A 23890-nucleotide genomic window follows, 5' to 3' on the forward strand; every position below is an offset into this window, starting at 1 on the left:
GGACCGTGACAAACGAGGATCACGCACCTGCGGCCCTGGAGTGGCGCGGTCGACGGGCGTAGGCCGCTCCGCGCAACGGGGGACAGCCTCCTGGACGGCCCGCAGCGACCCCCTGCGTACCGTCGGCGGCATGACGGACCAGCAGAACGACCAGACCGGGCCTGACCAGTACGTGATGCAGGACCCCACGAAGATGTACGCCGACAAGAAGCCCGACGAGCAGTACCTCGAGGGTGCCGGCACCGACGCGGAGATGGCGCAGAACGTCCCCGCCGACCACGGTGAGGACACCTACCGCGGCTCGGGTCGTCTGACCGGCCGCAAGGCGCTCGTCACCGGTGGCGACTCCGGCATCGGTGCCGCCGTGGCCATCGCCTACGCCCGCGAGGGAGCGGACGTCGCGATCTCGTACCTGCCCGAGGAGCAGGAGGACGCCGACCGCATCGTCGGGCTCATCGAGGCAGCCGGACGCAAGGCCGTCGCGCTGCCGGGCGACATCACCTCGCTCGAGGTCTGCGAGCAGCTCGTCGCCGACGCGGTCGACCAGCTCGGGGGCCTCGACATCCTGGTGAACAACGCCGGCAAGCAGCAGAACGTCGACGACATCACCAAGATCTCCGACGAGGAGTTCGACGAGACCTTCAAGACGAACGCCTACGCGACGTTCCGGATCACGAAGGCCGCCGTGCCGCACCTGCAGCCCGGCTCCACCATCATCAACACGACGTCGATCCAGGCGTACGCCCCGTCGCCGCACCTGGTGCACTACGCGGCCACGAAGGCGACCGTGAACAACCTGGCGAAGGGCCTGGCGGCGCAGCTCGCGCCGAAGGGGATCCGCGTCAACGCGGTCGCCCCCGGTCCGATCTGGACACCGCTGCAGCCGGCCGGCGGCCAGCCGCCGGAGGCGCTGCCGAGCGCGGGCGAGCAGACCTACCTGGGCCGCTGGGGGCAGCCGGCCGAGCTCGCGCCGGCCTACGTGTTCCTGGCGAGCGGTGAGTCGTCGTACGTCGTGGGTGAGACGCTGCACGTCGACGGCGGGATGCCGACGCCGTAGGGCGCCTGTTCCCGACGGGGCTCTGACGGGAGGCGCGGTGCCGGTGGGTACCGCGCCTCCAGTCGTCCGTGTGGTCGGGTCGACGGCGCCTGGTCGCGTCGGCGGGTCCGCTGCGGACCCGTCGTGGCGTCAGCAGCTGACCGAGCGCGCCATCCGCTCGAGGAGCTCGCGCGCCGACAGCGCAGCGGCCAGCTCGACCTCGACGGGGTTGATGCCGATCGCCCGCTCGAACGCACGACGGCGGGCCTGGTCGGCGATCGGCACCTCGGGCCGTTGGGGCAGCACGGCGATGGCCCGAGCCGCCGCCTCGAACGCACCGGTGGGGCGTCCGAGCTGCTCCCACATGGCCCGGACGTCGTGCGCCACCTGGTCGGGGTCGCCGCCGAACTCGAAGCCGGTCGAGGCCATGGTCGCGAGTCCCTGGGCAGTGGGGTCGTTCGGGGTCATGGCGGCATGGTCGCACGGGCGGCCGCGAACCGGCTCGACGTCGTGGACTGTCCCCCCTTGTGCCGACACCCGTACCGGGGATTCTGGTGTCCCCCGTTCTGCGTTTGGATGGAGGTGCCCCGGACCCGGGGTGACACGGACAGGACGTCCGGGGACGACGGAGGGCACGATGCTCGAACACACCAGCGCCGACACGCAGGCCGCTGCGGCCGCGGCGGCCACGCTGCACCTGCGGATCACGATCGTGGGTGCCACCGTCGACCTGCTCCGGGACGTCCCCTTCCACGAAGCCCGGCCCGTGCAGGTCGCCGAGCGGATGGGCATCAGTGTCGCTGAGCTGGAGCAGCACTTCCCGTCGTGGGACGGCCTGGTCCTCGCCGCACTCGACCGCTGGAACGGTGCCCGGATGGACGAGGTCACGCACGAGGTCGGTGACGGCTCCACCGTGGACCTGCTCCGCGCCATCGTCGCCTCGAACGCCGAGGACCCGGCCCTGATGCGCCTGCTCGTCGCCCTGCTGTCGGTCGCGGGCAACCCGGCGCACCCGATGGCGACCTACCTGCGGTCGCGGTACCAGCTCTTCTTCGCGCAGATCAAGCGCGGCCTGGAGCACGACGTCGCGATCGGCCGTGCCCCGCACACGATGGACCCCCGCCGCGGCGCCGAGCAGCTCATCGCCCTGTACGAGGGACTGCAACTGCAGGCCCTGCTGCGCGCGGAGCTCGACCTCGTGGCGGCGTTCGACCGCGCGGTCGCCCGGCTCGAGCGCGGCTGGATGGAGCGGTACGAGCCGCAGGCCGCCCGCCGCCTGGCGATGTGGGACGACGACGACTCGGGCAGCTGGGAGATCTGACCGGCGGTTCGTCCGCGGAGCGCGTTCCCCGCGCCGTCGTGCAGCGCCCCGCGGGTACATCGGGAGTCGCAACCCGACGGAAGGAACCGACATGGCAGCACCGAACCCCATCCAGGTCCAGAAGTACCTGAGCGGCATCGACTACCCGGCGTCCAAGGACGACGTGGTCTCGACGGCCGAGCAGGAGGGCGCCCCGGACGACGTCCTCGAGGCGCTCCGCGCGATCCCGGACGGCGAGTACGACGCCCCGACCGCGGTGTCGAGCGCGGTGTCCGACGCCGGCTGAGCGCGGCACATCCACTCGGTGAGCAGAAGCGGTCGCGTGCGTGCGTCGCACCCGACCTCTTCTGCTCACGGAGCGCGGCCCGGACCGATGCCGATCACGAAGCTCCGCTCGAGCGCGACCCGCGCGGCACCGACCCGTCGCCGGGGTCGTACCCGGTGTCACGGATGACCCGCAGCGCCGTGGTGTCGTTGTGGACCGAGTGCACGACGACCCGGCGCGTCCGGCGGAGCGCTCGACGGGCACCGGGCGTCGCGAAGAGCCCGCCGAGCACCAGGCCCGCGCCGATCCCGAGTGCCACGGACACCGCCGCCACGAAGTCGAGCGCGGCGCTCGACGACCCGGACATGAAGTTCAGCAGGGCGTTCGACACGGCGACACCTGGCAGCAGTGCCCCGCAGAACGCTGGCACCGCGATCGCCGCCACGGCCGTGCGCATCCGGACGGCCGCGTAGGTCGAGAGCACCCCGAGCAGCACCGCCGCCAGGAACGTCGCCCCGAGCAGTGGCAGCCCGGCCTGCCGCAGCGACCACAGCGCGGCACCGGCGGCGACGGAGAACACCACGGCGACGGGGATCACGCGGGCGCTGGCCTGCTGCACGAAGCAGTTCGCGCCGGCCGACACCACGGTCAGCGACAGCGACGCCCAGAGCGGCAGCGTCTGCGTCACGATGCCGGTCGGGTCGACCTCGATCCGCAGCCAGTGCGTGATCGCGATCCCGGCCGGCACCCCGACGACGATCGCCGCGATGACCAGCCCGATGTAGAACGCGCGGGCCACCGCCATCGCCCGGAACCCCGAGATGGCGTCCTGCGCCCAGGTCACCAGGGACGGGTGCGGCAGCAGCAGCACCACGAGCGCTGCGACCATCGTCGCGGCACCGTTCGCGGTGAGCACGCCGGCCCAGATGGCCAGCGTGCCGATCGCCGAGGCCACCGCGCCCTGCGCACCGGACACGAAGAACTGCGGGTACCCCCGGTCGGTGAGCCAGCGCCCGGAGACGATGATCCCGAGCATCAGCACGAACGCCCCGAGTCCGGCCCGCCACCCGCCTCCGGCCTGCACGGCGATCGAGATGCCGAGGATCGACAGGCCGACGTCGGACAGCCACATCGGCCACCGCGGCGGGAGTCGCAGCACGGCGACCAGGGCGCTCACCGCCGAGGTCATGTCGCGGTCGTCGTGGATCAGGTCGTCGACGATCTGGTTCGCCCGCGCGAGCTTGTCGAGGTCGGAGCCGTCCGAGCGCACGGTGCGGACCTTGACGAGCGGCGGGACGTCGGCCGGGGCGTACTGGATCGTCACCGAGCTGCCGGAGAAGTCGAGGTCGAGCGGCGCGAGGTTCCACTTCGTCGAGACCGCGACGACGGCCGTCTCGACGCTGCGGGTGTCGGCGCCGGAGGCGAGCATGACCTCGGCCAGGTCGAGGCAGAAGTCGACGATCTGGGTCGCCGTGTACTGGTCGCGCCCCTTGGCGTCGGGCTCGACGTGCTCGTAGATCGTCCCGCGCAGGCGGGCCCGTGCGTCGCGCAGGTCGTGCTGCGCGAGACTGCGGCGGCGTGGCCGGGGTGGGCGGCCCGGCTTGTGCGGGCCCGGAGGGTGCTGCTCGGCCATCACGCCATGGTGCCAGCCGACGGCGGCCGAGTCCGGACGTCCGCTGGACGCTCCGGATCAGCCCCGGCGGCGCGTGCTCAGACGACCGAGGGCGAAGGCCGCGACGACCGCGCCCACCAGCACGAGGACCGGCCCGACCGTCAGTTGCCAGGGACGGGCGCCCCCGACGAACGCGTAGTCGGACAGCGGTGCGTAGGCGAACCAGCCGGACGAGGACGGCGGTGCCGTCAGCACGAACACGATCCCGACGACGACGGCCAGCAAGCCGAGCCAGAGAGCGACGAGGGTCGGGGTGGCGAGGAATCGGGGCACGGCACCCAGCGTAGGTGGACGACGGACGGGAGGCCCGGTGCCAGCCGGCACCGGGCCTCCCGTCCGTCACGTGGTGACGACTCCTGCGGTCTGCGCTTACTGCGCTGCGTTCGCTACTGCTCGAAGGTCGCGTGCAGCGTGATCTCGACGCCGGTCAGCGCCTTGCTCACGGGGCAGGTCGCCTTGGCGTCCTCGGCGGCCTTGAGGAACGCGGCCTCGTCGATGCCGGAGACCTCGCCGCTGACGGTCAGGACGATGCCGGTGAGGCGGAAGCCGCCCGCCGGGTCCGGGCCGAGCGAGACGTCGGCCTTGACGTCGAGGGCCTCGACCGTGCCGCCGGCCTCGCCGAGGACGGCGGAGAACTGCATGGCGTAGCAGGCCGAGTGTGCGGCGGCGATGAGCTCCTCGGGGCTCGTGGTGCCCCCGGCGTCCTCGGCGGCGCGCTTCGGGAACGAGACGTCGTACGTGCCGACCTTCGAGCTCGAGAGTTCGACCTGGCCGGAACCGTCGTCGAGGCCGCCGTTCCAGGCGGTGCGTGCGGTGCGAGTGGGCATGCCCGCTCCTTTCGTGTGGGGGAGCGGTCCCGAACGGGACCACCGCTCCTGAGTCAATCGGAGAACGATCGTTCTCGCAACCCGCTCACGGCGAAGACGCAGGTCTGCCCTACGATCTGGTACATGGGGGACACGACGTGACAGGCTTCCGCGAGTCCGTGCTCGAGCAGGGCCCGGCCGACGTGACGAACCCGGTGGTCGCCTGGCTCCGGTTCTGGACCCAGGGATGGCGGTTCCACGGGCGGGCGAGTCGCTCGGAGTTCTGGTGGGTGATCGCGCTCGAGCTCGCGCTGGTCGGGGCTGCGCTCTTGATCGTCGGTGTGCACGGGACCGGTGGCCGGTGGGAGCTGTACGTCGACCCGTTCGGAGCCGTCCCGTCGCCGCGGGTCTCGTTCCACCTGCTCGACCGTGGTCAGGACGGGTGGTTCGGCTGGGGAGCCGGCGACCGGGAGGTCTGGCCGGACGCGTGGGACCTGGTGCTGCTCGTCCCGACGATCCTGACCACCGTGCCCCGGTGGTCGCTGCTCGTGCGGCGACTGCACGACCGGGACCACACCGGCCTGTGGATCCTGCTCCTCGTGTTCACGGGGCCGATCGGATGGCTCGTGGTGACGGTGATGGTGGCACGGTCGTCGCGTCCCGGTGGCGCTCGGTTCGACCGCGGGTCGTTCGCCGGGCGGCGTGGCCTCGAGGCGAATGGGCGACACATGTCGTCTTCGACGACAGGTGTAGCGTGAAGGGCGATCAAAGGAGAACCCATGCGCGCCGTCGTGTTCGAGCAGTACCAGACCTTCCCGTCCCTGACCGAGGTCCCGAAGCCCGCACCCGGGCCGGGTGAGGTCCTGCTCAAGGTCGCCGGGGCCGGTGCCTGCCACTCCGACGTCGCCGTGTACCGCGAGTTCCAGCAGGGGCAGCCGGGAGCCCAGGCCCCCGCGTTCGTGCTCGGCCACGAGAACTCCGGATGGGTCGAGGCCGTCGGTGACGGGGTCACGGGCTTCACCGAGGGCGACGCCTACCTGGTCTACGGGCCGGTCGGCTGCGGGCACTGCTCGTACTGCTCGAAGGGTCAGGACACCTACTGCGAGAACGCGGCGACGAACCCGTACATGGGGATCGGTCTCGGGCGTGACGGCGGCATGGCGGAGTACGTGAGCGTCCCGGCGCGGAACCTCGTGCCGCTCGGTGACGCCGACCCGATCGCCGCTGCACCGCTCAGCGACGCCGCGCTCACGCCGTACCACGCGATCAAGAACTCCCTGCCGAACCTGGCTGGTGGCGGTCGCTTCGCGCTCGTCGTCGGCCTGGGCGGCCTCGGGCAGATCGCGGTGCAGATCCTCACGGCGCTCACCGGCGCCACGGTCATCGCGACCGACATGAAGCAGGACGCGATGGACCGCGCCGCAGCACGTGGTGCGATCACCGTCCCCGGCGGACCGGACCAGGCCGAGCGCATCCGCGAGATCACCGGCGGTCGCGGCGTCGACGCGGCGTTCGACTTCGTCGGTGCCACCCCCACGATCAAGGTCGCGCAGGCCTCGATGGCGGTCGGTGGCCGGTTCACCGTCGTCGGGATCGCCGGCGGCACCACCGAGTGGAACTTCTTCGCGACGCCGTACGAGTCGACGATCACGAACACCTACTGGGGCACCATCGAGGACCTGCACGAGGTCGTCGCGATGTACCGCGCCGGCCAGATCGTGCCCGACGTCGAGCGGTACGCGCTGTCCGACGCGCTCGAGGCCTACCGGAAGCTCGAGGCCGGGGAGCTCTCGGGCCGCGCGGTGGTCGTCCCGACGCTCTGAGGCGCGGCATACCTGGTCGGATCGGGCGTACCTGGTCGGAAGTTCTGACCAGGTATGCCCGATCCCACTTTCCAGTGCGGGTGTTCTGGGAAGGAACGGGCGACGGGTTTCAGCGTCCCGCGGCGTAGCCCTGCGCGCCGCGGGGGTTCGCGGCAGCGCCGAGGACACCGGTGTCCGGGTCGCGGGTGACGCACGAGAGCCGGCCGAGGCTCCAGTCACCGCCGCGGGTCACGACGTGTCCGCGGGCCTCGAGTGCCGCGATGACCTCGTCGCCCAGGCGGTCCTCGACGACCAGGCCCGCGGGCTCCCACGTGCGCGGCCAGAACGACCCGGGGAACGACGTCGTGTGCAGCGCGGGTGCGTCGATGGCCTGCTGCGGGGAGTACCCGCCGACGATCCAGCGCAGCAGGAACAGCAGCTGCCACTGGTCCTGCTGGTCACCGCCGGGAGAACCGAGCGCAGCCACCGGGTGCCCGTCGCGGAGCACCAGGGTCGGGGTCAGCGTGGTGCGGGGGCGCTCGCCGGGCCGCAGGGTCGACGCGGTGTCCGGTTCGAGCCACGTCATCTGCAGGCGGGTGCCGAGGCAGAACCCGAGCTCGGGGATCGTCGGTGACGACTGCAGCCAGCCACCGGACGGGGTCGCGCTGACGATGTTGCCCCAGCGGTCCACGACGTCGATGTGGCAGGTGTCACCGCGGGTCTCGCCGTCCGGGGTCACGAACGGCTCGCCGCGGTCCTCGAGCGGAGCCGCCGGCGGGACCTCGGTGTCGGCTTCGGCGTCGCGGGCGACCTGCACGGTGGGTTCGCCCACCCCGACCGACCCGGCGGAGTCGTACGAGGTCCGGACGGGTGGCATCGCGTGTTCGACCCCGGCGACCGTGCCGGGTCGGAGCTCCGCCGAAGCGCGCTCGCCGATCAGCACACGGCGCTCGTCGGCGTAGGCGTCGGAGAGCAGGACGTCCATCGGGACCTCGCCGTCGCCGTAGAACGCCTCGCGGTCGGCGAGTGCGAGCTTCTGCGCCTCGATGATCGTGTGCGCGCCGAGCTCGGTCGACGGGTCGAGCAGGGCGTCGTCGAGCGGTTCGAGCAGCCGTAGCGTCTGGAGCAACGCCGGACCCTGGCCCCACGGCCCGGTCTTGGCGATCGTGCAGCCGCGGAACTCGGCGGTCGTCGCGGGTTCGTACGACGCCCGGAACGCCGCCAGGTCCGATGACCGGATGACCCCGGCGTGGTCGGTGCCCGACGCGTGCCGGTGCGGTTCGCGGACGAACCGGTCGATCGCGTCGGCGACGGACCCCTCCGCCCACTCGGACCGGGCCGCGTCGATGCGGCCGGTCCGGCTGCCGGCACCGGCGCCGGCGTCGACCAGCCGGTCGAGCACTGCGGCGAGTGCTTCGTTGCGCACCAGGTCCCCGGGGACCGGCACCGTGCCTCCCGGCAGCCACTGCGTGGCGGAGGTGGGCCAGTGCTGCTCGAACAGGTCGCGCACGGCGGTGATCGTCCGGACCACCGCAGGTGCGACCGGGTGGCCGTCACGGGCGTACCCGATCGCGGGGGCGAGGACGTCCGCCAGTTCCCAGGTGCCGTGGTCGCGGAGCAGGAGCAGCCAGGCGTCGACCGCGCCGGGGACGGTCGCGGCCAGCGCGCCGGAGCCGGGGACCAGGTCGAGGCCCTCGGCGCGGTAGTGCTCCGGCGTCGCGCCCTCGGGGGCGGGGCCCTGCCCGACCAGCACCGTCGGCACGGGGTTCGTGGCCGTCGCGAACACGGCCGTCAGGTCACCCCCGGGGCCGTTCAGGTGGGGCTCCACGACCTGCAGGACGAAGGCTCCGGCGACGGCGGCGTCGAAGGCGTTGCCGCCGCGCTCGAGCACCGACTGGGCGGTCGCCGTCGCGATCCAGTGCGTCGAGGCAGCCATGCCGAACGTGCCCTGCAGGTCCGGGCGGGTGGTCTGTGCTGCGGGCGGGACGAAGGCGGGGTTCGGCGTCGACATGGTCCCATCCTGTCCCGCGGCGATCGCTGCCGCGCTGTACACCCCCAGTCCAAGGGGTTGTGCACCCCGCGCAGAAAAGCGAACATCGTTCGGCGACTCGTGCAGGGCGAGCGCCGAACGACCGAGCGCTCGCACGGTCGGTTCCAGGGCAGGGGATCCATGACCACCACTCCGTCGACCGTCGCACGTGCGCGCCGACTCCCACGCATCGCCGGCGCCGTGACGGCCCTGGCCCTGGCGGCGGGGGCGCTCGTGGCGACAGCCGAACCGGCAGCGGCCTCTGCGGTCTGGGTCGGGTCGGCCCCGGCCGGCACCAAGCTCCTACCAGGCGACCAGGTCACGTCGCCGAACGGCCAGTTCAAGCTCATCATGCAGGGCGACGGCAACCTGGTCGAGTACGGCATCGGCAACCGTGTGCTGTGGGCGTCGAACACCGCCGGCAACTCCGGCGCGATCGCCGTGGTCGGCAAGAACCGCGCCCTCGACATCACGAAGAACGGCAAGCGTGTGGCCCGCTGGGCCTCGGCCGGCACCGTGAACTCGACCGCGCTGAAGGTGCGCGCCGACGGCACGATGGCGCTGCTCGCCGGCAAGACCGTCGTCGTGAGCTGGAACGGCTACCAGGACCGGGTCCCGTCGGGGAACACCATCCTGGGTGGGACCGTCCTGCGGTCCGACACCTCGAACACGCGCATCCTCAACATGCGCACCGACGGCAACCTGGTGCAGAAGGTCAGCGGTCGCGTCGTCTGGCAGTCGCGCACCGGCGGACACCCGGGCGCCTGGGCCGAGCTGCAGGCCAAGGGCAACTTCGTCATCTGGACGCGTGACGCGTCGCGCAAGAAGGTCGCCCTCTGGAGCTCGCGCACCAGCACCGCCGGGTCGGGCAACCTGCTCGTCCAGGTCGACGGCAACGTCGTGCTCTACGGCGCGAAGGACACCCGGGTCTGGTCGAGCCGACCGGTCACCGGCCTGGCCTGGCCCGTCAACGGTACGAAGATCACCGGACGGTACGGGGACGACCGCGGTGCCGGGCACGTACCGCGCTACCACCAGGGCACCGACGCTCCCGTGCCGGTGGGGACACCCGTGTACGGCTCCGGGACGGGGACGGTCACCAAGACCATCGCGAACGACGCCGCGTACGGCAACTACATCGTCGTGACGTACGGCATGACGGCGGTGCTGACGGCGCACCTCAGCAAGATCGAGGTGAAGCAGGGGCAGATCGTGAAGCTCGGCACCGAGATCGCGAAGTCCGGCAACACCGGGCAGTCGACGGGGCCGCACGTGCACGTCGAGACGCGGCGGAACGGCACCCTCGTCGACCCGCTGAAGAACATGCACTTCCGCTGACGCGGGGCGGGCGGGGCGTGGGGTTCGGCGTTCGCTTCGTGAGCAGGAATGGTCGGGTCGCCTTCGGGCACCCGACCATTCGTGCTCACCAAGCGCGGGTGACCTCGCACCGTGCGAGAGCACGCCCGCGCCGCGGATAGCCTGGGCGGGATGAGGAAGCGCGGCGGAACGATGCTCGTGTTGGTGGCGATCGGGGTGCTGGCGGGCGTGCTGTCCGGGCTGTTCGGTGTCGGCGGTGGGGTCATCGTGGTGCCGGCGCTCATGGCCTTCGCGCGGATGGACCAGCGTCGGGCCTCGGCCACCTCGCTCGTCGCGATCGCGCCCGCGGCCGTCGTCGGCGCGGTCACCTACGCCGTGCAGGGCGAGGTGCACTGGCTCGCCGCCCTGACCCTGGCGGTCGGCAGCGTCATCGGCGCCCCGCTCGGTGCCCGGCTGCTCCGTGCCCTGCCGCTCCGCGTGCTGCCGTGGATCTTCGTCGGGTTCATCGCCGTCGTGCTGGTGTCGTTGTTCACGACGGTGCCGACCCGCGGCGGCGAGGTGCACTTCGGGGTCGTCGAGGCGATCGTCCTGCTGCTGCTCGGGCTGCTGTCGGGGGTGCTGTCCGGACTCGTCGGGGTCGGCGGCGGGGTCGTCATCGTTCCGGGGCTCGAGGTCGTGCTCGGCGCCGGAGACCTGCTGGCGAAGGGCACGTCGCTCCTGACGATGGTGCCGACGTCGGTGTCCGGGACGGTCGCGAACCTGCGGCGCCGCGCGGTCGACCTGCGGGTGGGGCTGACGGTCGGCATCACCGCCGCGGTCTGCTCGCCGGGTGGTGCCGTGCTGGCGCGCCTGGTCGACCCGCAGGTCGGTACGTGGCTGTTCGCGGCGTTCCTGGTGGTCGTCGCGGTCATCGTGCTCAGCCGTGGGCGTCGGAGGGCACCCCAGGACGACGCGAGCGGCGGTGAGGTCGCGTGACGGGCCTCCCGGCAGGGCGCGACGCGGAAGCCGTGCTGACGGCGTTCGCCCGGACCACCGGTGACGTCGCCGCAGCCCGCAGGGTCGCGCGGCAGTTCCACGACCTCGACGAAGGAGAGCGTTCGGCGCTGCTGTGGAGCGAGGACGACGGCGCGAAGCTCGTCGCCGTCCTGCTGCTCGTGCAGGCGATGCGGGCGCACCCGGATCCGGAGCTCACCGACGAGTACCTGTCGGCGGCGAAGGCCGAACGGTTCGGAGATCCGGTGCTCGTCGACCTGGCGGCCGAGGAACTCGTCGGCGCCCCGTTGCTGGGCGCGTCGACCGGCCCGTTGTTCGCGCTGGCGAAGTCCGACCTGGCGATGGTCCGGCGGATCGCGGTCGTGGCGACCCTGGCGTTCGCGAAGCAGGGCGACGCCGAGGTGCCGCTCGGGATCGCCGGCCGTCTGGTCCGGGAGCGCAGCGAGACGGTCCAGTCGGCGCTCGGGCTGGTCCTGCGCGAGACGGGGAAGCGGGCGTCCGAGGCGGCGCTCGTGGCGTTCCTCGAGCAGAGCGGCCGGTTCCTCAGCCCGGCGGCCCGCCGGACGGCGACCGAGCACCTCCCGCCGGGGGAGCGCGACCGGCTGCGGGGCTGATCGGGGTCCGCCGGCCCCGCGCGCCGACGTGCGAGGGGGACGCGGGGCTGGGAGCGTCCACGGGGCGGGCGCGTACCGAGGAGGGGAACGCGAGTCGTGCCTCCAGGCAGGCTCGAAGCGACCACGAGAGGAACGCAACGTGCGCGCACTGACCTACCAGGGCACCGAGAAGGTGTCCGTCGAGACCGTCCCCGACCCGACCATCCAGGAGCCGACCGACGCGATCGTGCGGATCACCTCCACGGCGATCTGCGGCTCCGACCTGCACCTGTACCGCGTGCTCGGCCCGTACATCGACCGCGGCGACGTCCTCGGCCACGAGCCGATGGGCATCGTGGAAGAGGTCGGATCCGGCGTCACGAACCTGAAGGTCGGCGACCGTGTCGTCATCCCCTTCAACATCTCCTGCGGCCACTGCTGGATGTGCCAGCACGGCCTGCAGTCGCAGTGCGAGACCACCCAGGTGACCGAGTACGGCACCGGTGCCTCGCTGTTCGGCTACACGAAGATGTACGGCCAGGTCCCCGGTGGCCAGGCAGAGTACCTGCGCGTGCCGCACGCCGACTACGGCCCCATCGTCGTGCCGGACGACGGCACCCCCGACGACCGCTGGCTGTTCCTGAGCGACATCCTGCCGACCGCGTGGCAGGCCGTGCAGTACGCCCAGGTGCCCGAGGGCGGCACGCTCGCCGTGCTCGGCCTCGGCCCGGTCGGCCAGTTCGCCGCCCGGATCGGCAAGCACCTCGGCTACCGCGTGCTCGCCGTCGACCCCGAGCAGGTCCGCCGTGACCTGGGGGCGAAGCACGGCGCCGAGGTGTTCGACCTGACGAAGGACCTGGTGCCCGAGCTCGTCGACCTGACCGACGGCCGCGGCCCCGACGGGGTCGTCGACGCCGTCGGCATGGAGGCCCACGGCAACCCGATGGCGGGCTTCGCGCAGCGCGCCGCCGGCCTGCTGCCCGACAAGCTCGCGCAGAAAGCGATCGAGACCGCCGGCGTCGACCGCCTGGCGGCCGTGCACGCGGCCATCGACCTGGTCCGTCGTGGCGGCACCGTCTCGCTGAGCGGTGTCTACGGCGGCATGGCCGACCCGATGCCGATGATGACGCTGTTCGACAAGCAGATCACCATCCGCGAGGGCCAGTGCAACGTGAAGCGCTGGATCGACGACATCATGCCGCTCGTCTCCGACCCGTCGGACCCGCTCGGCACGCTCGACCTGACCACCCACCGCGTGTCGCTCGAGGATGCCCCGCACATGTACGAGGTCTTCCAGAAGAAGCAGGACGACTGCGTCAAGGTCGTGCTCGACCCCGCGATGGCCGCAGCCTGATGCGCGTCGTCGTCGTCGGCGCGACCGGCAACGTGGGGACGGCGGTGCTCCGTCGGCTCGCGGCCGTGCGCGCCGACGGCGACGGTGACGCTGCCGACGGTGCCGCCGCCGCTGGCGCCGCCGCCGGTGTCCAGATAGTCGGCGTCGCGCGGCGGCTGCCGGACCTGCGCGCGGAACCGTACGCCGCCGCCGTCTGGCACGCCGTGGACGTCGGCGACGCGGACGCCGTCGACCAGCTCACGGCCGTGTTCCAGGGCGCCGACGCCGTCATCCACCTGGCGTGGGCGCTCCAGCCGACGCACGACATCCCCGCGCAGCACCGCACGAACGTGACGGGGACGGCGAACGTCCTGGCGGCCGTCGCGCGCGCCGAGGTGCCCCAGATCGTCGTCTCGTCGTCGGTGGGTGCCTACCGCGGGGTGGACGTCGCCGGCAAGCACACCCCGGTGGACGAGACCTGGCCCGCCGACGGCATCCCGACGGCGACCTACTCGATCCACAAAGCCGCCAACGAGGCGGCGATGGACGCGTTCGAGACCGCCCACCCCTCCGTGACCGTCACCCGGCTGCGCCCGGGGCTGATCTTCCAGCGGGAGGCCGCCGCCGAGATCCGTGGGCTGTTCCTCGGACACCTGGTGCCGATGTCGATCGTGCGGTGGATCCGCTGGCTCGTGCTGCCGCTGCCGTACCCGTTCGTGTTCCAGGCCGTGCACGCCGACGACGTCGCCGACGCCTTCTGGCGTGCGGTCGACCGACGGGCAGCTGGAGCGTTCAACATCGCCGCGTCGCCGGTGCTCAACCCGCCGCGACTGGCCCGGGCCTTCGGCATGCTCGGTGCCGTGCGGATCCCGCTGCGCCTGCTGCGCGGGATCGTGACGGTGACGTGGCGGCTGCGGTTGCAGCCGACGGATGCCGGGTGGATCGACATCGCGGCGGGCGTGCCGATCATGCGGACCGACCGCGCCCGGTCGGTGCTCGGATGGGAGGCCCGACACACCTCCGAAGAAGCGTTGCGTGCACTCGTGGCCGGGTTCGCGGACGGTGCGAACGTTCCGGGGTCGAGGCCGCTGCGCGGCTGAGCGGGCTGGCCGGGGTTGCGGGGACGCTCTGGGTGTACCGGGTGCTCTCGGGCGTACCGGGTTGTTTCGGACGTACCGGGTCGGAAGTTCTGACCAGTTACGCCCATTTGGACATTGCATCGCGGGCGTTCTGGGAAGGAACGCCCGCTCGTGTTCCCCGTCACGCGCTACGCTTCGCTCGTCGTTGTGAGAAGGGGGAGTGCGATGGTGCTCAGTTGGTCCGCGTTCAGTGAGCTCGAGGGTCCGGGGGAGTCGGGGATGCCCGACCTGTTCGACGGTTGGTTCGGCATCGCGTTCGGGGTCGTCGCGGCGTTGGCGATCCTCACGACCCTGACGATCGTCATCCTCGCGCTCTACCGGGGCAAGCGGATGGCCGACCGTGGTCAGAACCCGCTCACCATGCAGGAGGACATCGCGTACCAGGCGATGCAGAGCCGCACGTTCGCACCGGACAAGCCGCTCGAACAGCGCCTCGCCGAGCTCGACGACCTGCACGCGCGCGGCGTGATCTCCGACGAGGAGCACCGCAGCGCCCGAGCCGAGGCCCTGCGCGGATGATGATCGCCTCCGAAGAAGTGCGCAATCCCCTGATCCCGCCGGTCTACGACCTCGTCTGGACCCTGCTGATGGTGCTCATCGTCATCGCGGTCATCGTCGCCGTGTGCATCGCGGTCGTCCGCAGCAGGCGTCCCCACGGCGCCCGCCGGAGCTCGCCGGAGCAGCGGCTCCTCGAACTCGACGAGCTGCACGCCCGCGGCGTCATCACCGACGACGAGCGCCGAGCCGCGCGGGCAGAGGCCCTGCGCGGCTAGCCTGGGCGGGTGCTGCTACCGACGGACCTGCTCGGGGTGTGGGACCTCGACCGCACCGTGCACGACCACCGTGCCGGGGCCGCGGGGACCGTCACCGGGACCACCACATTGACCCGGGTCGGTGACGACGAGGTGCGCTGGGACGAGTCCGGCGTGATGACGTTCGACGGCCGGGCGACGCCCGTGTCCCGGACCCTCGTCCTGCGGCGGACGAGTACCGGCGGCTGGACCGTGCACTTCTCCGACGGTCGGGTCTTCCACGACTGGGTGTGGGGCACGAGCGTCGCCCACGCCTGCGCTCCGGACGACTACACGGGGGCCTTCGACGGCGACGAAGACCGTTGGACGGTGCGGTGGGAAGCGCGCGGTCCGGCGAAGGACTACCGGCTGGACAGTGTCCTCACCCGACCACGGTCGTGAGCCGCGGGGTCGGCGGTCACCGCCAGACTGGGGGCATGGCACGCTCCTCCGGCACCGACGCCCCGCGCATCACCCTGACCGAACCGACGAACCTCGAGGACTGGGCGCCAGCTCCCGGTGACGTCCTGACGGGGGACCGCATCGAGGGCAAGCGCATCGACGTCCTCGACCTGGCGGGCGAGCGACTGCCCGACCTGGAGATCGAGGAGTGCGTCATCGACACGTTCCGGGGCGACGACGCGGACTTCCGTGGGCTCCGGGTCCGTGACTCGATCATCGACTCGCTCGACGCCCCGATCCTGCGGGCGTCGAGTAGTTCGTGGCGCGAGGTCCGGGTCGCCGGCGGCCGGGTCGGCTCGGCGGAGCTGTACGACTCCGGGCTGAACGGCGTCGAGTTCGTCGGCATGAAGTTCGGGTTCGTGAACCTGCGCGGCTCGACGATCACCGACGTGGTGTTCCGCGACTGCGTCATCGACGAGCTCGACATCGCCGACGCGAAGCTGCTGCGGGTGTCGTTCGACGGCAGCAGCCTCCGCGCCGCCGAGGGGTCGAACACCCGCATCGACCACGTGGACCTGCGCGGAGCGGACCTCGATCGGGTCGAGCGGCTCGAGGGGTTCCGCGGGGCCACGATCGGCGCGGACCAGCTGTACACGCTCGCGCCGCTGCTGGCCGCGCAGGCCGGCTACCGCGTCGGCTGACCGGCGCCCGCGCCAGCACCAGAGCCGACGCCAGCCCCGTCCAGCGCCGCCGCCAGGTCCGCCTGCACCAGGTCGCCGTGCACCGCCGCGCCCGTCTGGGTACCGGCAGCCGCCGACGCGATGACCGTCGCCATCGGGGCCGTCACGTTGCCGGCAGCGTAGACCCCACGAGCGACGGTCTGCCCGGCGGCGTCCACGGTCAGCGCGGTCGCGAACCGGTGGTCGCCCATGAACTGGTCGGTCGCGGCGAGGCCCAGCCCGGACAGGAAGCCCACCCGCGCCTCGGGCCGGCTCGCCGTGGCCAGGGCATCGAGCTCGACGAACGAACCGTCGCCGAGTCGGACCCCGGTCAGCCGGTCGCCGTCGGAGACCACTTCGGCGACCGGGCCCTCGACGACCGAGATGCCGCGGGCGGCCAAACCAGCCAGAGCGGTGTCGTCCATCAGCGCCGGATCGGTCAGGAACGCGGTCACCCGATCACTCAGCGCCCGGAACATGAGCGCGTGGTGTGCGGCGTTCGGTGTCGTGACGAGGACCCCGATCCGCTGGTCGCGGGTCTCCCACCCGTGGCAGAACGGGCAGTGCACGACCCCGCGCCCCCACTGTTCGGCCAGGCCCGGGACCTCGGGCAGGACGTCCACGGCGCCGGAGGCGACGACCAGTCTGCGGGCCGTGACGACCGCGCCCGAGTCCAGCGTGACCGAGAAGCCGACCGGGTCGTGACCGTCACCGGTCGTGGTGGACGTGGCCACGACCCTCCCGGCCGTGACCTGGACGCCGTAGGCGGCGACCTCGTCGCGACCGATGCGGATCAGTTCGGCGGGCGCGACGCCCTCGTGGCCGAGGTAGTTGTGCGCGCCGGCCGCCGGGGCGTTGCGGGGCTCGCCGGAGTCGACGACGAGCACCGAGCGCCGCGAACGGCCGAGGATCAGGGCGGCGGAGAGGCCGGCGGCCGAGCCGCCGATGACGATGACGTCGAAGTGTTCGGACATGCGCTGATCATGCGGCCGGTCACGAGGGAACAGCAACGACGTTTGCCGGTGTGGCAACATGTCCCGCATGGCACACCGCACCCGGGGACCGGTCGCCCCGCGCACGACGGCCGACGTCGTCGACGGGGTCGGCCCCCGACTCCGCGCGCTGCGCGCCCACCGCGACGTCACGCTCGCGGCACTGTCCGAGGAGACGGGGATCTCGGTGAGCACCCTGTCGCGGCTCGAGTCCGGCCAGCGGAAGCCCACGCTGGAACTGCTGCTGCCCCTCGCTCGGGCGTACCAGGTGCCCCTCGACGACCTGGTCGGCGCACCGCAGACCGGCGACCCGCGCGTGCACATGAAGCCCGAGGTGCACGGTGGCCGTGTGGTCGTGCCGCTGACCGAGCGGACGGGTGGGGTGCGCTCGTTCAAGCAGCTGTTCCCGCCGAACACGCCGGGCGGGGAACCGTCGCTCAAGACACACGAGGGCTACGAGTGGCTCTACGTGCTGTCCGGCCGGCTCCGGCTGGTGCTGGGTGAGCACGACCTCGACCTCGGTCCCGGTGAGGTCGCCGAGTTCGACACCCACACCCCGCACTGGATGGGCAACGTGACCGACTCCGTCACCGAGGTGCTGTGCCTGTACGGGCCGCAGGGCGAACGAGCGCACGTGCGGTCTCGACCCGCCCGGTGACCTGCAGCGTCAGTCCGCGAAGACGTGCGCCACGACGTCGTCGAGCAGATCGGTCGTCTCGACGTTCGACTGCTGGACGTGGATGCCGATGTCGCCCCGCGTGAAGTACGTGTCGCCGTCCGTGACCGGGTACTGCGAGTTCTTCGAGACCTTCTGGCACAGGTACCCGTCGGACCCGTCGCCGCAGTCGTAGCCCTTCGCGCTGAGCTGGTCGAGTGCGTCGCGGGCTGCGGCCGGGTCGACGGCGTCGACCGCGATGGACAGGTACGAGACGTCGGCCTGCGGTTCCGCCCACACGCAGTACAGCCGCCCGCCGTCGCCCTGCAGCGCCGGGGTGAACGCGCTCTTCGGGATCGCGATCGGGTCGCCGACGACCGAGGGGTCGTTGAGCGGTGCCGATGCGAATTCCTCGTCCCACTTGCCGGGAGTGATCAGGTCGGTGCAGCTGGCCGGGACGGTGACGGTGTCGTCGCTCGGGGCCCCGGTGTCGGCGGGGCTCGGCGCGGTCGTGGTGTCGGTCGGGGTCGGTGCCGTCGTCGGGTCGGCCGCGGTGGTCGCGGTGGCGCTGGCCGGTCCGGCCGGTCCGGCCTGCGCGCAGCCGCTCAGCGCGAGGCCCGCAGCCAGCAGGGCAGTGAACGTGATCGTGTGGCGCATGGTTCCCCTTCATCCGGTCGCGTCAGGTCGTGACTGTCACTCACGAACATACCGACCGGGGGTCGCGGTGGCAGGGACCGTCACCGATTCGTTGTCCCCCGACCCGGCCGGTCAGCGGCTGCGCCACCACCGCCGCGACCGCGACCGCAGCCGTCGTGCCCACCGGCGCACCGGGTTCGCCCGCCGGCCGTTCACACGGAACGTGTGGAAGGCACGTCGCGTCCGCACCCAGACGGACGGGAGGCCCGACAACGGTCGCGCGGACACCTGCACCGCGAGCACGGGGTCGGCCACCACCCGCCACGCCGGGTCGAGCTGCATGCTCAGGTCGACGTCATCGTGCACCTCGGCGTCGTCACGGTGCGCTCGCCCGCCGATCGCGGCCCAGGTCGACCGGCGCATCGCCATCGCGGACCCGAACAACGGCGGGTGCCCGAGCGCGCTCCACATCAGGACGAAGTACGGGCCCATGTACACGGCGTCCCACAGTCGTCGCACCACGGGGCCACCGCCCCGGGGTCGGCCCGGACCGGTGACCGCGACGACCTCGGGGTCTGCCAACAGCCGGATCGCGTCGGCGATCCAGGACGGCGGTGGGACGGAGTCGGCGTCGAGCCGCACGACGACGTCGCCGGACGCACGGTCGTAGCCGCGCGCCGAGGCTCTGGCGATCCCGCGCACCGGCTCCGTGAGCACGACCGCCCCGGCGTCCCGGGCGATCGACGCGCTGTCGTCGGAGCTGCCGTTGTCGACCACGACGACCTCGTCGGCCGGCCGGGTCTGGGCCGCGAGGGCGGCGAGGCACCGCCGCAGGTGCACGGCATCGTCCCGCACGGGGATCACGACCGAGACACGGGGCATCCGTCGATCCAACCGGCTGTCGCCTGTGCGGATTGCCGGACCGCGTTTCCCGGCATTCCTGGGTCCTGGCCCAGAGGGCAGCGCGCACGTTCGGTGGCGACACACCCCGGTGCACGCCGGGGGTGACGACTACCGGAAGGCCGACCATGACCACGAACCCACCCGGGAACGACTCCGGGACGCCCATCCACGACCGCACCGCAGCCTCCGAGGGCCACGAGGTCGCCCCCGGCGTGACCGTGCCGTCGTACGCCAGCGGTACCCCCGCCGCGCGACCCGCAGATCCCGGTGCGCCGCAGACCTACGACCCGTACGGCGACAGCGCCGCCGAGGTGCCGTTCGACGCACCCCTCGACGCCGTCCCGGCCGACGAGCAGCTCCCCGCCGTCCCGTCCGCCGCATCCGCCGGCAGCACCGGCAACGCCAGCGGCTCGGGCAGTGACTCGGGCAGCGGCTCGGGCAAGGCCGACGCGGCGAAGGGTGCCGCGCAGGACGTCGCCGGCGACGCCAAGGAGAAGGCCGCGAACGTCGCGGGCACCGCCAAGGAGCAGGCATCGAAGGTCGCCTCCGAGGCGACCGACCACGCCAAGCAGCTCTACGGCCAGGCGTCCGAGAACCTCAAGCAGCAGGCCGGCGAGCAGCAGCAGCGCGCTGCCGGCGGACTCCGCTCCCTCGGCGAGCAGCTCGGTCGCATGGCCGAGAACGACGACGAGCAGGGCGTCGCCTCGAAGGTCGTCCGCGACTTGTCGGGCCGCGCGACCTCGGCCGCCGGGTTCCTCGAGAACCGCGACCCGGGCTCCCTGCTCGACGAGGTGAAGACCTTCGCCGCGAAGCGCCCCGGCACCTTCATCGCGATCGCCGCGGGCGCGGGCCTGCTGGCCGGACGCCTGACCAAGGCGCTCGCGACCGAGGTCAAGCACGAGAAGGAGGCCGGCGACGGCACCACCGGATCGGGGAGTGGCGTATGAGCCAGTCCTTCCCCGGCGCGGCACCCCTGGGCGAACCGACGCCCGAGGAGCGCGCTGCGACCACACCGCTCGGTGAGCTGCTGTCCGACGTGTCGCGTGACCTCTCCAGCCTGTTCCGGCAGGAGGTCGCCCTCGCGAAGGCCGAGCTGACCGACTCCGCGAAGAAGGCCGGCAAGGCGGGCGGGATGTTCGGCGGCGCCGGACTCACCGCCGTGTTCGCCCTGCTGTTCCTGTCGATCGCCGCGTGGTGGGGCCTCGGTTACCTGATCGGCAACGCCTGGTCCGCCCTGATCATCGCGGTCGTCTACGCGATCGTCGCCGCGATCCTGGCCGTCCGCGGGCGCAAGGAGATCAAGGAGATCAAGGGCGCCCCGCAGACGGTCGAGACCGCCAAGGAAGTCCCCGAGACACTCAAGCCCAACACCGGGAGGAAGCCATGAGCACCCCAGACGAGATCCGCGCCGACATCGAGCGCACCCGCGGCGAACTCGGCTCCGACGTCGACGCCCTCGCCGACAAGGTCAGCCCGTCGTCCATCGCCCACCGCCAGAGCGAGAAGGTGAAGGGCCGGTTCCAGGACGTCCGCGAGTCCGTGATGGGCGCGGCCCAGTCGGCCCGCTCGAGCGCCTCCGGTTCCGCCTCGGGCGCGACCGGCCAGGCGAAGGACGTCGCGCAGAAGGGCGTCGAGAAGGCCAAGGGCAACCCTCTTGCCGTCGGCCTCATCGCGTTCGGTGCCGGTTGGCTCGTGTCGTCGCTCCTGCCCACCACGGACAAGGAAGAAGAACTCGCCGGTGAGCTGAAGGACAAGGCGGCGCCGCTCGTCGACGAGGTCAAGGAGCAGGCGAAGGACGTCGGCTCGCAGCTCGGCGACGTGGCGAAGGAGCACGCGCAGGACCTCAAGGGGACCGCGCAGGACGCCGCGCAGACGGTCAAGGACGAGGCGCAGGGGGCCGCGTCCGACGTCAAGGACAACGCGCAGGGTGCGGCGGACGACGTCCGCAGCAGCTGAGCGGAACCCGATGACGGACTGGAGGCCCGTGGCGACATCGCCACGGGCCTCCAGTCCGTCACGCGGTAGCGTTCCGGTCATGGATCCGATCGACGAGCTCGCTGCGGAGCTCCGACAGTCCATCGGCCGGGTCGTGCGTGCCGCACGACGCGACGCGGACGCGCTGCCGGCCACACACACCACCACCCTCGGGTTCCTGCACCGCGAGGGCTCGATGACGATCGCGGAACTCGCGCGCCGCCGAGGCGTGAAGCACCAGGGGCAGTCCCGCACGGTCGGCGAACTGGCCGAGCTCGGGTACGTCGACCGGACGGTGTCGGACACCGACCGCCGGGCGTCGGTCATCCGGATCACGGACGCCGGCCGGGCCGCGCTGCAGCGTGACATGGACGCCCGCACGGACTGGCTGGCCGACGCGATCCGCGAGGAGACCGACGCCGAGGAGCGCGCCCTGCTGCGCCGCCTGCCCGAGCTGTTCGAGCGGGTCGCGCGTCGCGCTGACTGAGCGACCCCTCACCTTCCGGGCAGCCATAGAAGTACAACACGGCTGTACAGTTGTCTGCATGGAGTTGACGAAGTACAACCACGCCACCGTCGTCCTCGAGCAGGACGGCGTCACCCTCGTCATCGACCCCGGCGTGTTCACGCCCGAGGCCGTCGACCTCGTCCGCGGAGCCGCGGGCGTCCTCGTCACGCACGACCACCCCGACCACTTCGACATCGACGCCCTCCGCGCGGGGCTCGCCGCGAACCCGGACCTCGTCATCCGCGGTCCGGAGACCGTCGTCGAGCAGCTCGGCGAACACCACGGCCGGGTCGCAGCGGTGCAGGCCGGCGACACGATCACCGTCGGGCCGTTCTCCGTCCAGGTGTTCGGCGAGCAGCACGCGGTCATCCACCCCGACATCCCGTCCACCGCGAACGTCGGCTACCTGGTGGGCGACGCCGTGTTCCACCCGGGCGACGCGTACCTCGAGCCGGGTGTCCCGGTGTCGACCCTGCTCCTGCCGACGAGCGGGCCGTGGACGAACACCGCCCAGGCCGTCGACTACGTGCGAGCCGTGGCACCGGAGCGGGCCGTGCAGATCCACGAGGCGATGCTGAGCGAGCTCGGCCAGCAGTCCGCCGCGCGCTTCCTCGGCCCGGACGGTCTCGGGCCGGTGCCCGTCCTGATCCTGCCGGCGGGGGAGACGATCACCGTCTGACGGACGTGGGACGCCCCTGGGAGGCGATCCGGGCCTCCCGAGCAGCATGGACGGATGGCCGACGCACCCACCACAGCAGTCCTCTTCGACATCGACGGCACCCTCGCCGACTCGAACTACGCGCACATCGACGCATGGTGGCGGGCGTTCCTGGCGGCGGGGGAGTCCGTCGACGCCTGGCGGATCCACCGCGCGATCGGGATGGACTCGGCGAAGCTGCTCGAGACGCTGCTGCCGGACGCGTCCCAGGAGACCCGCGACACCGCGAAGCAGTTCCACACCGCCTACTACGCCGAGCAGATGCCACGGCTCCGGCTGTTGCCGGGTGCGCGCGAACTCCTGCAGGCCGTCGCCGAGGCCGGGCACGCCGTGGTCCTGGCGACCAGTGCGCCCGAGCACGAACTCGCCCGCCTGCGCGAACTGCTCGACGCGGGTGGGTGGGTCACCGCCGAGACGAGCTCCGAGGACGTCGAGCAGGCGAAGCCGGACCCCGGCATCATCCGGGTCGCGCTCGACAAGGCCGGGGTCTCCGCCGACGACGCCGTGATGGTCGGGGACGCCATGTGGGACGTCGAGTCCGCCGGCAAGGTGGGGGTCCGGTGCGTCGGCGTGATGACCGGCGGCATCGGCGGTGACGAGCTCCGCGGTGCCGGAGCGGCCGAGGTGTACGACGACGCGGCGGCCGTGCTCGCGGCGTTCCGCGCCGGCGAGGGCCCGATCGCGGCGCTCGGTCAGCACGCCTGACGGGCGGTGCCGGTCGCGCCTGACGGGCGCCTCGGTTCCCGCGCCGTCGGGCGCCTCGGTTTCCGCACCGTCGGTCGCCCGTGCCAGGATCGACGTTCGTGATCACGATCGAACGCGTGTCCTGGGACGACCCCCGCAGCGTGGTGCTCCGCGCCCGCATGGACGACGAGATGCACGAACGCTACGGGGCGGCGAACGCCGGCGAGGACCCGGCGGTCACCGCCGAGCGGGGTCGTGCGCTGAGCGTCGACCCGTCGACCGTCGTCACGTCGATCCTGGCCGTGGACGAGTCCGGTGAGCCGGTCGGGCACATCGCCGTCCGGCGTCTGGGTGACGAGGTCGAACTGAAGCGGCTCATCGTGCTGGCCTCGGCACGCGGCAAGGGCGCGGCCACCGCGCTGCTCGACGAGTGCGAGCGGGTCGGCCGTGAACTCGGCGCGCCGCGGCTCATCCTGCAGACCGGCGACAAGCAGCCCGACGCCGTGGCGCTCTACCGCAAGACCGGCTGGGACCAGATCGCGGTCTACGAGCCCTACGCGGCAACCATGCCGTGGTCGTTCTGCTTCGAGAAGGCCCTGTAG

Annotated in this window: 30 protein-coding genes; 22 read left to right on the plus strand and 8 right to left on the minus strand. The window is 72.2% G+C overall.

What is annotated here, in order from left to right:
• Positions 1 to 130 precede the first annotated feature (130 nt).
• Complete coding sequence (locus tag Q9R26_RS17405) at positions 131 to 1057, plus strand: SDR family oxidoreductase (protein WP_182066569.1); 927 nt, start codon at positions 131 to 133, stop codon at positions 1055 to 1057.
• 129 nt (positions 1058 to 1186) lie between these two features.
• Here Q9R26_RS17405 and Q9R26_RS17410 read toward each other — a convergent pair whose 3' ends face one another.
• Positions 1187 to 1504 (minus strand): hypothetical protein, encoded by a 318-nt coding sequence (locus tag Q9R26_RS17410; protein ID WP_182066568.1) that lies wholly within the window; start codon positions 1502 to 1504, stop codon positions 1187 to 1189.
• 169 nt (positions 1505 to 1673) lie between these two features.
• Between Q9R26_RS17410 and Q9R26_RS17415 the strand changes: the two genes are divergently transcribed.
• Together Q9R26_RS17415 and Q9R26_RS17420 are read left to right on the plus strand one after the other, a co-directional pair.
• Positions 1674 to 2357, plus strand: a complete 684-nt coding sequence (locus tag Q9R26_RS17415; RefSeq protein ID WP_027467173.1) for a TetR/AcrR family transcriptional regulator — start codon at positions 1674 to 1676, stop codon at positions 2355 to 2357.
• A 91-nt stretch (positions 2358 to 2448) separates the two neighbouring features.
• Positions 2449 to 2643, plus strand: coding sequence for a DUF2795 domain-containing protein (locus Q9R26_RS17420; RefSeq protein ID WP_027467172.1), 195 nt, complete (start codon positions 2449 to 2451; stop codon positions 2641 to 2643).
• A 94-nt stretch (positions 2644 to 2737) separates the two neighbouring features.
• On the opposite strand, the gene Q9R26_RS17425 is transcribed toward Q9R26_RS17420, so the two are convergent.
• The 3 genes from Q9R26_RS17425 to Q9R26_RS17435 form a co-directional block, all read right to left on the minus strand.
• Positions 2738 to 4255 carry a threonine/serine exporter ThrE family protein gene (locus tag Q9R26_RS17425; RefSeq protein ID WP_209132830.1) on the minus strand — a complete coding sequence of 506 codons (1518 nt, stop codon included), beginning with the start codon at positions 4253 to 4255 and terminating at the stop codon, positions 2738 to 2740.
• Positions 4256 to 4312: 57 nt separating this feature from the next.
• Entirely contained in the window at positions 4313 to 4567 is a 255-nt protein-coding gene (locus tag Q9R26_RS17430) for a hypothetical protein (RefSeq protein ID WP_209132831.1), read from the minus strand.
• 113 nt (positions 4568 to 4680) lie between these two features.
• Positions 4681 to 5121, minus strand: coding sequence for an OsmC family peroxiredoxin (locus Q9R26_RS17435; protein ID WP_182066564.1), 441 nt, complete (start codon positions 5119 to 5121; stop codon positions 4681 to 4683).
• A 137-nt stretch (positions 5122 to 5258) separates the two neighbouring features.
• Between Q9R26_RS17435 and Q9R26_RS17440 the strand changes: the two genes are divergently transcribed.
• Positions 5259 to 5858 carry a DUF805 domain-containing protein gene (locus Q9R26_RS17440; RefSeq protein ID WP_182066563.1) on the plus strand — a complete coding sequence of 200 codons (600 nt, stop codon included), beginning with the start codon at positions 5259 to 5261 and terminating at the stop codon, positions 5856 to 5858.
• Between the two features lie 21 nt (positions 5859 to 5879).
• Positions 5880 to 6923: an NAD(P)-dependent alcohol dehydrogenase gene (locus Q9R26_RS17445; protein WP_209132832.1), complete on the plus strand. Its 1044-nt coding sequence runs from the start codon at positions 5880 to 5882 to the stop codon at positions 6921 to 6923.
• A 109-nt stretch (positions 6924 to 7032) separates the two neighbouring features.
• Here the strand turns inward: Q9R26_RS17445 and Q9R26_RS17450 are convergent, their stop codons facing one another.
• Entirely contained in the window at positions 7033 to 8913 is a 1881-nt protein-coding gene (locus Q9R26_RS17450) for a gamma-glutamyltransferase family protein (protein WP_374222204.1), read from the minus strand.
• Positions 8914 to 9072: 159 nt separating this feature from the next.
• On the opposite strand from Q9R26_RS17450, the gene Q9R26_RS17455 reads away from it, so the two are divergent.
• The 9 genes from Q9R26_RS17455 (at position 9073) to Q9R26_RS17495 (ending at position 16200) form a co-directional block, all read left to right on the plus strand.
• Positions 9073 to 10269, plus strand: coding sequence for a peptidoglycan DD-metalloendopeptidase family protein (locus tag Q9R26_RS17455; RefSeq protein WP_182066560.1), 1197 nt, complete (start codon positions 9073 to 9075; stop codon positions 10267 to 10269).
• A 150-nt stretch (positions 10270 to 10419) separates the two neighbouring features.
• Positions 10420 to 11223 (plus strand): sulfite exporter TauE/SafE family protein, encoded by an 804-nt coding sequence (locus Q9R26_RS17460; protein ID WP_311228033.1) that lies wholly within the window; start codon positions 10420 to 10422, stop codon positions 11221 to 11223.
• Complete coding sequence (locus tag Q9R26_RS17465; protein ID WP_182066558.1) at positions 11220 to 11855, plus strand: DNA alkylation repair protein; 636 nt, start codon at positions 11220 to 11222, stop codon at positions 11853 to 11855. The genes Q9R26_RS17460 and Q9R26_RS17465 overlap by 4 nt, the downstream gene beginning before the upstream one ends.
• A 139-nt stretch (positions 11856 to 11994) precedes the next feature.
• Entirely contained in the window at positions 11995 to 13188 is a 1194-nt protein-coding gene (locus Q9R26_RS17470) for a zinc-dependent alcohol dehydrogenase (protein WP_071404842.1), read from the plus strand.
• Positions 13188 to 14267 carry an NAD-dependent epimerase/dehydratase family protein gene (locus Q9R26_RS17475; RefSeq protein WP_259578287.1) on the plus strand — a complete coding sequence of 360 codons (1080 nt, stop codon included), beginning with the start codon at positions 13188 to 13190 and terminating at the stop codon, positions 14265 to 14267. Before Q9R26_RS17470 ends, Q9R26_RS17475 begins: the two co-directional genes overlap by 1 nt.
• A 204-nt stretch (positions 14268 to 14471) precedes the next feature.
• Complete coding sequence (locus Q9R26_RS17480; protein WP_209132839.1) at positions 14472 to 14825, plus strand: SHOCT domain-containing protein; 354 nt, start codon at positions 14472 to 14474, stop codon at positions 14823 to 14825.
• A complete protein-coding gene (locus Q9R26_RS17485; protein ID WP_209132840.1) occupies positions 14822 to 15079 on the plus strand; it encodes a hypothetical protein in 258 nt (85 codons plus the stop codon). Before Q9R26_RS17480 ends, Q9R26_RS17485 begins: the two co-directional genes overlap by 4 nt.
• 9 nt (positions 15080 to 15088) lie before the next feature.
• Positions 15089 to 15499 carry a DUF6314 family protein gene (locus tag Q9R26_RS17490; RefSeq protein ID WP_311228034.1) on the plus strand — a complete coding sequence of 137 codons (411 nt, stop codon included), beginning with the start codon at positions 15089 to 15091 and terminating at the stop codon, positions 15497 to 15499.
• 35 nt (positions 15500 to 15534) lie between these two features.
• Positions 15535 to 16200: a pentapeptide repeat-containing protein gene (locus Q9R26_RS17495; RefSeq protein ID WP_209132843.1), complete on the plus strand. Its 666-nt coding sequence runs from the start codon at positions 15535 to 15537 to the stop codon at positions 16198 to 16200.
• Here the strand turns inward: Q9R26_RS17495 and Q9R26_RS17500 are convergent.
• Positions 16185 to 17192 carry an NAD(P)/FAD-dependent oxidoreductase gene (locus Q9R26_RS17500; protein WP_311228035.1) on the minus strand — a complete coding sequence of 336 codons (1008 nt, stop codon included), beginning with the start codon at positions 17190 to 17192 and terminating at the stop codon, positions 16185 to 16187. The genes Q9R26_RS17495 and Q9R26_RS17500 overlap by 16 nt on opposite strands.
• Positions 17193 to 17259: 67 nt before the next feature.
• On the opposite strand from Q9R26_RS17500, the gene Q9R26_RS17505 reads away from it, so the two are divergent.
• Complete coding sequence (locus Q9R26_RS17505) at positions 17260 to 17868, plus strand: helix-turn-helix domain-containing protein (protein WP_182066551.1); 609 nt, start codon at positions 17260 to 17262, stop codon at positions 17866 to 17868.
• 9 nt (positions 17869 to 17877) lie between these two features.
• Here the strand turns inward: Q9R26_RS17505 and Q9R26_RS17510 are convergent, their stop codons facing one another.
• The gene (locus tag Q9R26_RS17510) at positions 17878 to 18522 is read right to left on the minus strand and encodes a hypothetical protein (RefSeq protein WP_311228036.1); all 645 of its coding nucleotides are present in this window, start codon (positions 18520 to 18522) and stop codon (positions 17878 to 17880) included.
• 111 nt (positions 18523 to 18633) lie between these two features.
• Positions 18634 to 19383, minus strand: coding sequence for a glycosyltransferase family 2 protein (locus tag Q9R26_RS17515; protein WP_182066549.1), 750 nt, complete (start codon positions 19381 to 19383; stop codon positions 18634 to 18636).
• Positions 19384 to 19529: 146 nt separating this feature from the next.
• Between Q9R26_RS17515 and Q9R26_RS17520 the strand changes: the two genes are divergently transcribed.
• The 7 genes from Q9R26_RS17520 (at position 19530) to Q9R26_RS17550 (ending at position 23890) form a co-directional block, all read left to right on the plus strand.
• Positions 19530 to 20351, plus strand: coding sequence for a hypothetical protein (locus Q9R26_RS17520; RefSeq protein WP_311228037.1), 822 nt, complete (start codon positions 19530 to 19532; stop codon positions 20349 to 20351).
• Entirely contained in the window at positions 20348 to 20791 is a 444-nt protein-coding gene (locus Q9R26_RS17525) for a phage holin family protein (protein WP_259578275.1), read from the plus strand. Before Q9R26_RS17520 ends, Q9R26_RS17525 begins: the two co-directional genes overlap by 4 nt.
• Entirely contained in the window at positions 20788 to 21360 is a 573-nt protein-coding gene (locus tag Q9R26_RS17530) for a DUF3618 domain-containing protein (RefSeq protein WP_209132854.1), read from the plus strand. Before Q9R26_RS17525 ends, Q9R26_RS17530 begins: the two co-directional genes overlap by 4 nt.
• 79 nt (positions 21361 to 21439) lie before the next feature.
• Positions 21440 to 21865 (plus strand): MarR family winged helix-turn-helix transcriptional regulator, encoded by a 426-nt coding sequence (locus Q9R26_RS17535; protein WP_182066545.1) that lies wholly within the window; start codon positions 21440 to 21442, stop codon positions 21863 to 21865.
• Positions 21866 to 21923: 58 nt separating this feature from the next.
• Complete coding sequence (locus tag Q9R26_RS17540; protein ID WP_311228038.1) at positions 21924 to 22565, plus strand: MBL fold metallo-hydrolase; 642 nt, start codon at positions 21924 to 21926, stop codon at positions 22563 to 22565.
• Positions 22566 to 22619: 54 nt separating this feature from the next.
• Entirely contained in the window at positions 22620 to 23309 is a 690-nt protein-coding gene (locus Q9R26_RS17545) for an HAD family hydrolase (protein WP_311228039.1), read from the plus strand.
• 98 nt (positions 23310 to 23407) lie between these two features.
• Positions 23408 to 23890: a GNAT family N-acetyltransferase gene (locus Q9R26_RS17550; RefSeq protein ID WP_311228040.1), complete on the plus strand. Its 483-nt coding sequence runs from the start codon at positions 23408 to 23410 to the stop codon at positions 23888 to 23890.

It is taken from the genome of Curtobacterium sp. BRB10, assembly GCF_031844325.1.
Taxonomy (GTDB): domain Bacteria; phylum Actinomycetota; class Actinomycetes; order Actinomycetales; family Microbacteriaceae; genus Curtobacterium; species Curtobacterium poinsettiae_A.

What these genes read in the sequence shown, in the direction of transcription:
- Q9R26_RS17500 (WP_311228035.1), bottom strand. Translation starts at nt 17,192, where the DNA reads ATGTCCGAACACTTCGACGTCATCGTCATCGGCGGCTCGGCCGCCGGC.
- Q9R26_RS17540 (WP_311228038.1), top strand. Translation starts at nt 21,924, where the DNA reads ATGGAGTTGACGAAGTACAACCACGCCACCGTCGTCCTCGAGCAGGAC.
- Q9R26_RS17545 (WP_311228039.1), top strand. Translation starts at nt 22,620, where the DNA reads ATGGCCGACGCACCCACCACAGCAGTCCTCTTCGACATCGACGGCACC.
- Q9R26_RS17415 (WP_027467173.1), top strand. Translation starts at nt 1,674, where the DNA reads ATGCTCGAACACACCAGCGCCGACACGCAGGCCGCTGCGGCCGCGGCG.
- Q9R26_RS17505 (WP_182066551.1), top strand. Translation starts at nt 17,260, where the DNA reads ATGGCACACCGCACCCGGGGACCGGTCGCCCCGCGCACGACGGCCGAC.
- Q9R26_RS17445 (WP_209132832.1), top strand. Translation starts at nt 5,880, where the DNA reads ATGCGCGCCGTCGTGTTCGAGCAGTACCAGACCTTCCCGTCCCTGACC.
- Q9R26_RS17480 (WP_209132839.1), top strand. Translation starts at nt 14,472, where the DNA reads ATGGTGCTCAGTTGGTCCGCGTTCAGTGAGCTCGAGGGTCCGGGGGAG.
- Q9R26_RS17520 (WP_311228037.1), top strand. Translation starts at nt 19,530, where the DNA reads ATGACCACGAACCCACCCGGGAACGACTCCGGGACGCCCATCCACGAC.
- Q9R26_RS17455 (WP_182066560.1), top strand. Translation starts at nt 9,073, where the DNA reads ATGACCACCACTCCGTCGACCGTCGCACGTGCGCGCCGACTCCCACGC.
- Q9R26_RS17515 (WP_182066549.1), bottom strand. Translation starts at nt 19,383, where the DNA reads ATGCCCCGTGTCTCGGTCGTGATCCCCGTGCGGGACGATGCCGTGCAC.
- Q9R26_RS17475 (WP_259578287.1), top strand. Translation starts at nt 13,188, where the DNA reads ATGCGCGTCGTCGTCGTCGGCGCGACCGGCAACGTGGGGACGGCGGTG.
- Q9R26_RS17450 (WP_374222204.1), bottom strand. Translation starts at nt 8,913, where the DNA reads ATGTCGACGCCGAACCCCGCCTTCGTCCCGCCCGCAGCACAGACCACC.
- Q9R26_RS17495 (WP_209132843.1), top strand. Translation starts at nt 15,535, where the DNA reads ATGGCACGCTCCTCCGGCACCGACGCCCCGCGCATCACCCTGACCGAA.
- Q9R26_RS17435 (WP_182066564.1), bottom strand. Translation starts at nt 5,121, where the DNA reads ATGCCCACTCGCACCGCACGCACCGCCTGGAACGGCGGCCTCGACGAC.
- Q9R26_RS17530 (WP_209132854.1), top strand. Translation starts at nt 20,788, where the DNA reads ATGAGCACCCCAGACGAGATCCGCGCCGACATCGAGCGCACCCGCGGC.
- Q9R26_RS17425 (WP_209132830.1), bottom strand. Translation starts at nt 4,255, where the DNA reads ATGGCCGAGCAGCACCCTCCGGGCCCGCACAAGCCGGGCCGCCCACCC.
- Q9R26_RS17420 (WP_027467172.1), top strand. Translation starts at nt 2,449, where the DNA reads ATGGCAGCACCGAACCCCATCCAGGTCCAGAAGTACCTGAGCGGCATC.
- Q9R26_RS17460 (WP_311228033.1), top strand. Translation starts at nt 10,420, where the DNA reads ATGAGGAAGCGCGGCGGAACGATGCTCGTGTTGGTGGCGATCGGGGTG.
- Q9R26_RS17510 (WP_311228036.1), bottom strand. Translation starts at nt 18,522, where the DNA reads ATGCGCCACACGATCACGTTCACTGCCCTGCTGGCTGCGGGCCTCGCG.
- Q9R26_RS17525 (WP_259578275.1), top strand. Translation starts at nt 20,348, where the DNA reads ATGAGCCAGTCCTTCCCCGGCGCGGCACCCCTGGGCGAACCGACGCCC.
- Q9R26_RS17535 (WP_182066545.1), top strand. Translation starts at nt 21,440, where the DNA reads ATGGATCCGATCGACGAGCTCGCTGCGGAGCTCCGACAGTCCATCGGC.
- Q9R26_RS17485 (WP_209132840.1), top strand. Translation starts at nt 14,822, where the DNA reads ATGATGATCGCCTCCGAAGAAGTGCGCAATCCCCTGATCCCGCCGGTC.
- Q9R26_RS17405 (WP_182066569.1), top strand. Translation starts at nt 131, where the DNA reads ATGACGGACCAGCAGAACGACCAGACCGGGCCTGACCAGTACGTGATG.
- Q9R26_RS17410 (WP_182066568.1), bottom strand. Translation starts at nt 1,504, where the DNA reads ATGACCCCGAACGACCCCACTGCCCAGGGACTCGCGACCATGGCCTCG.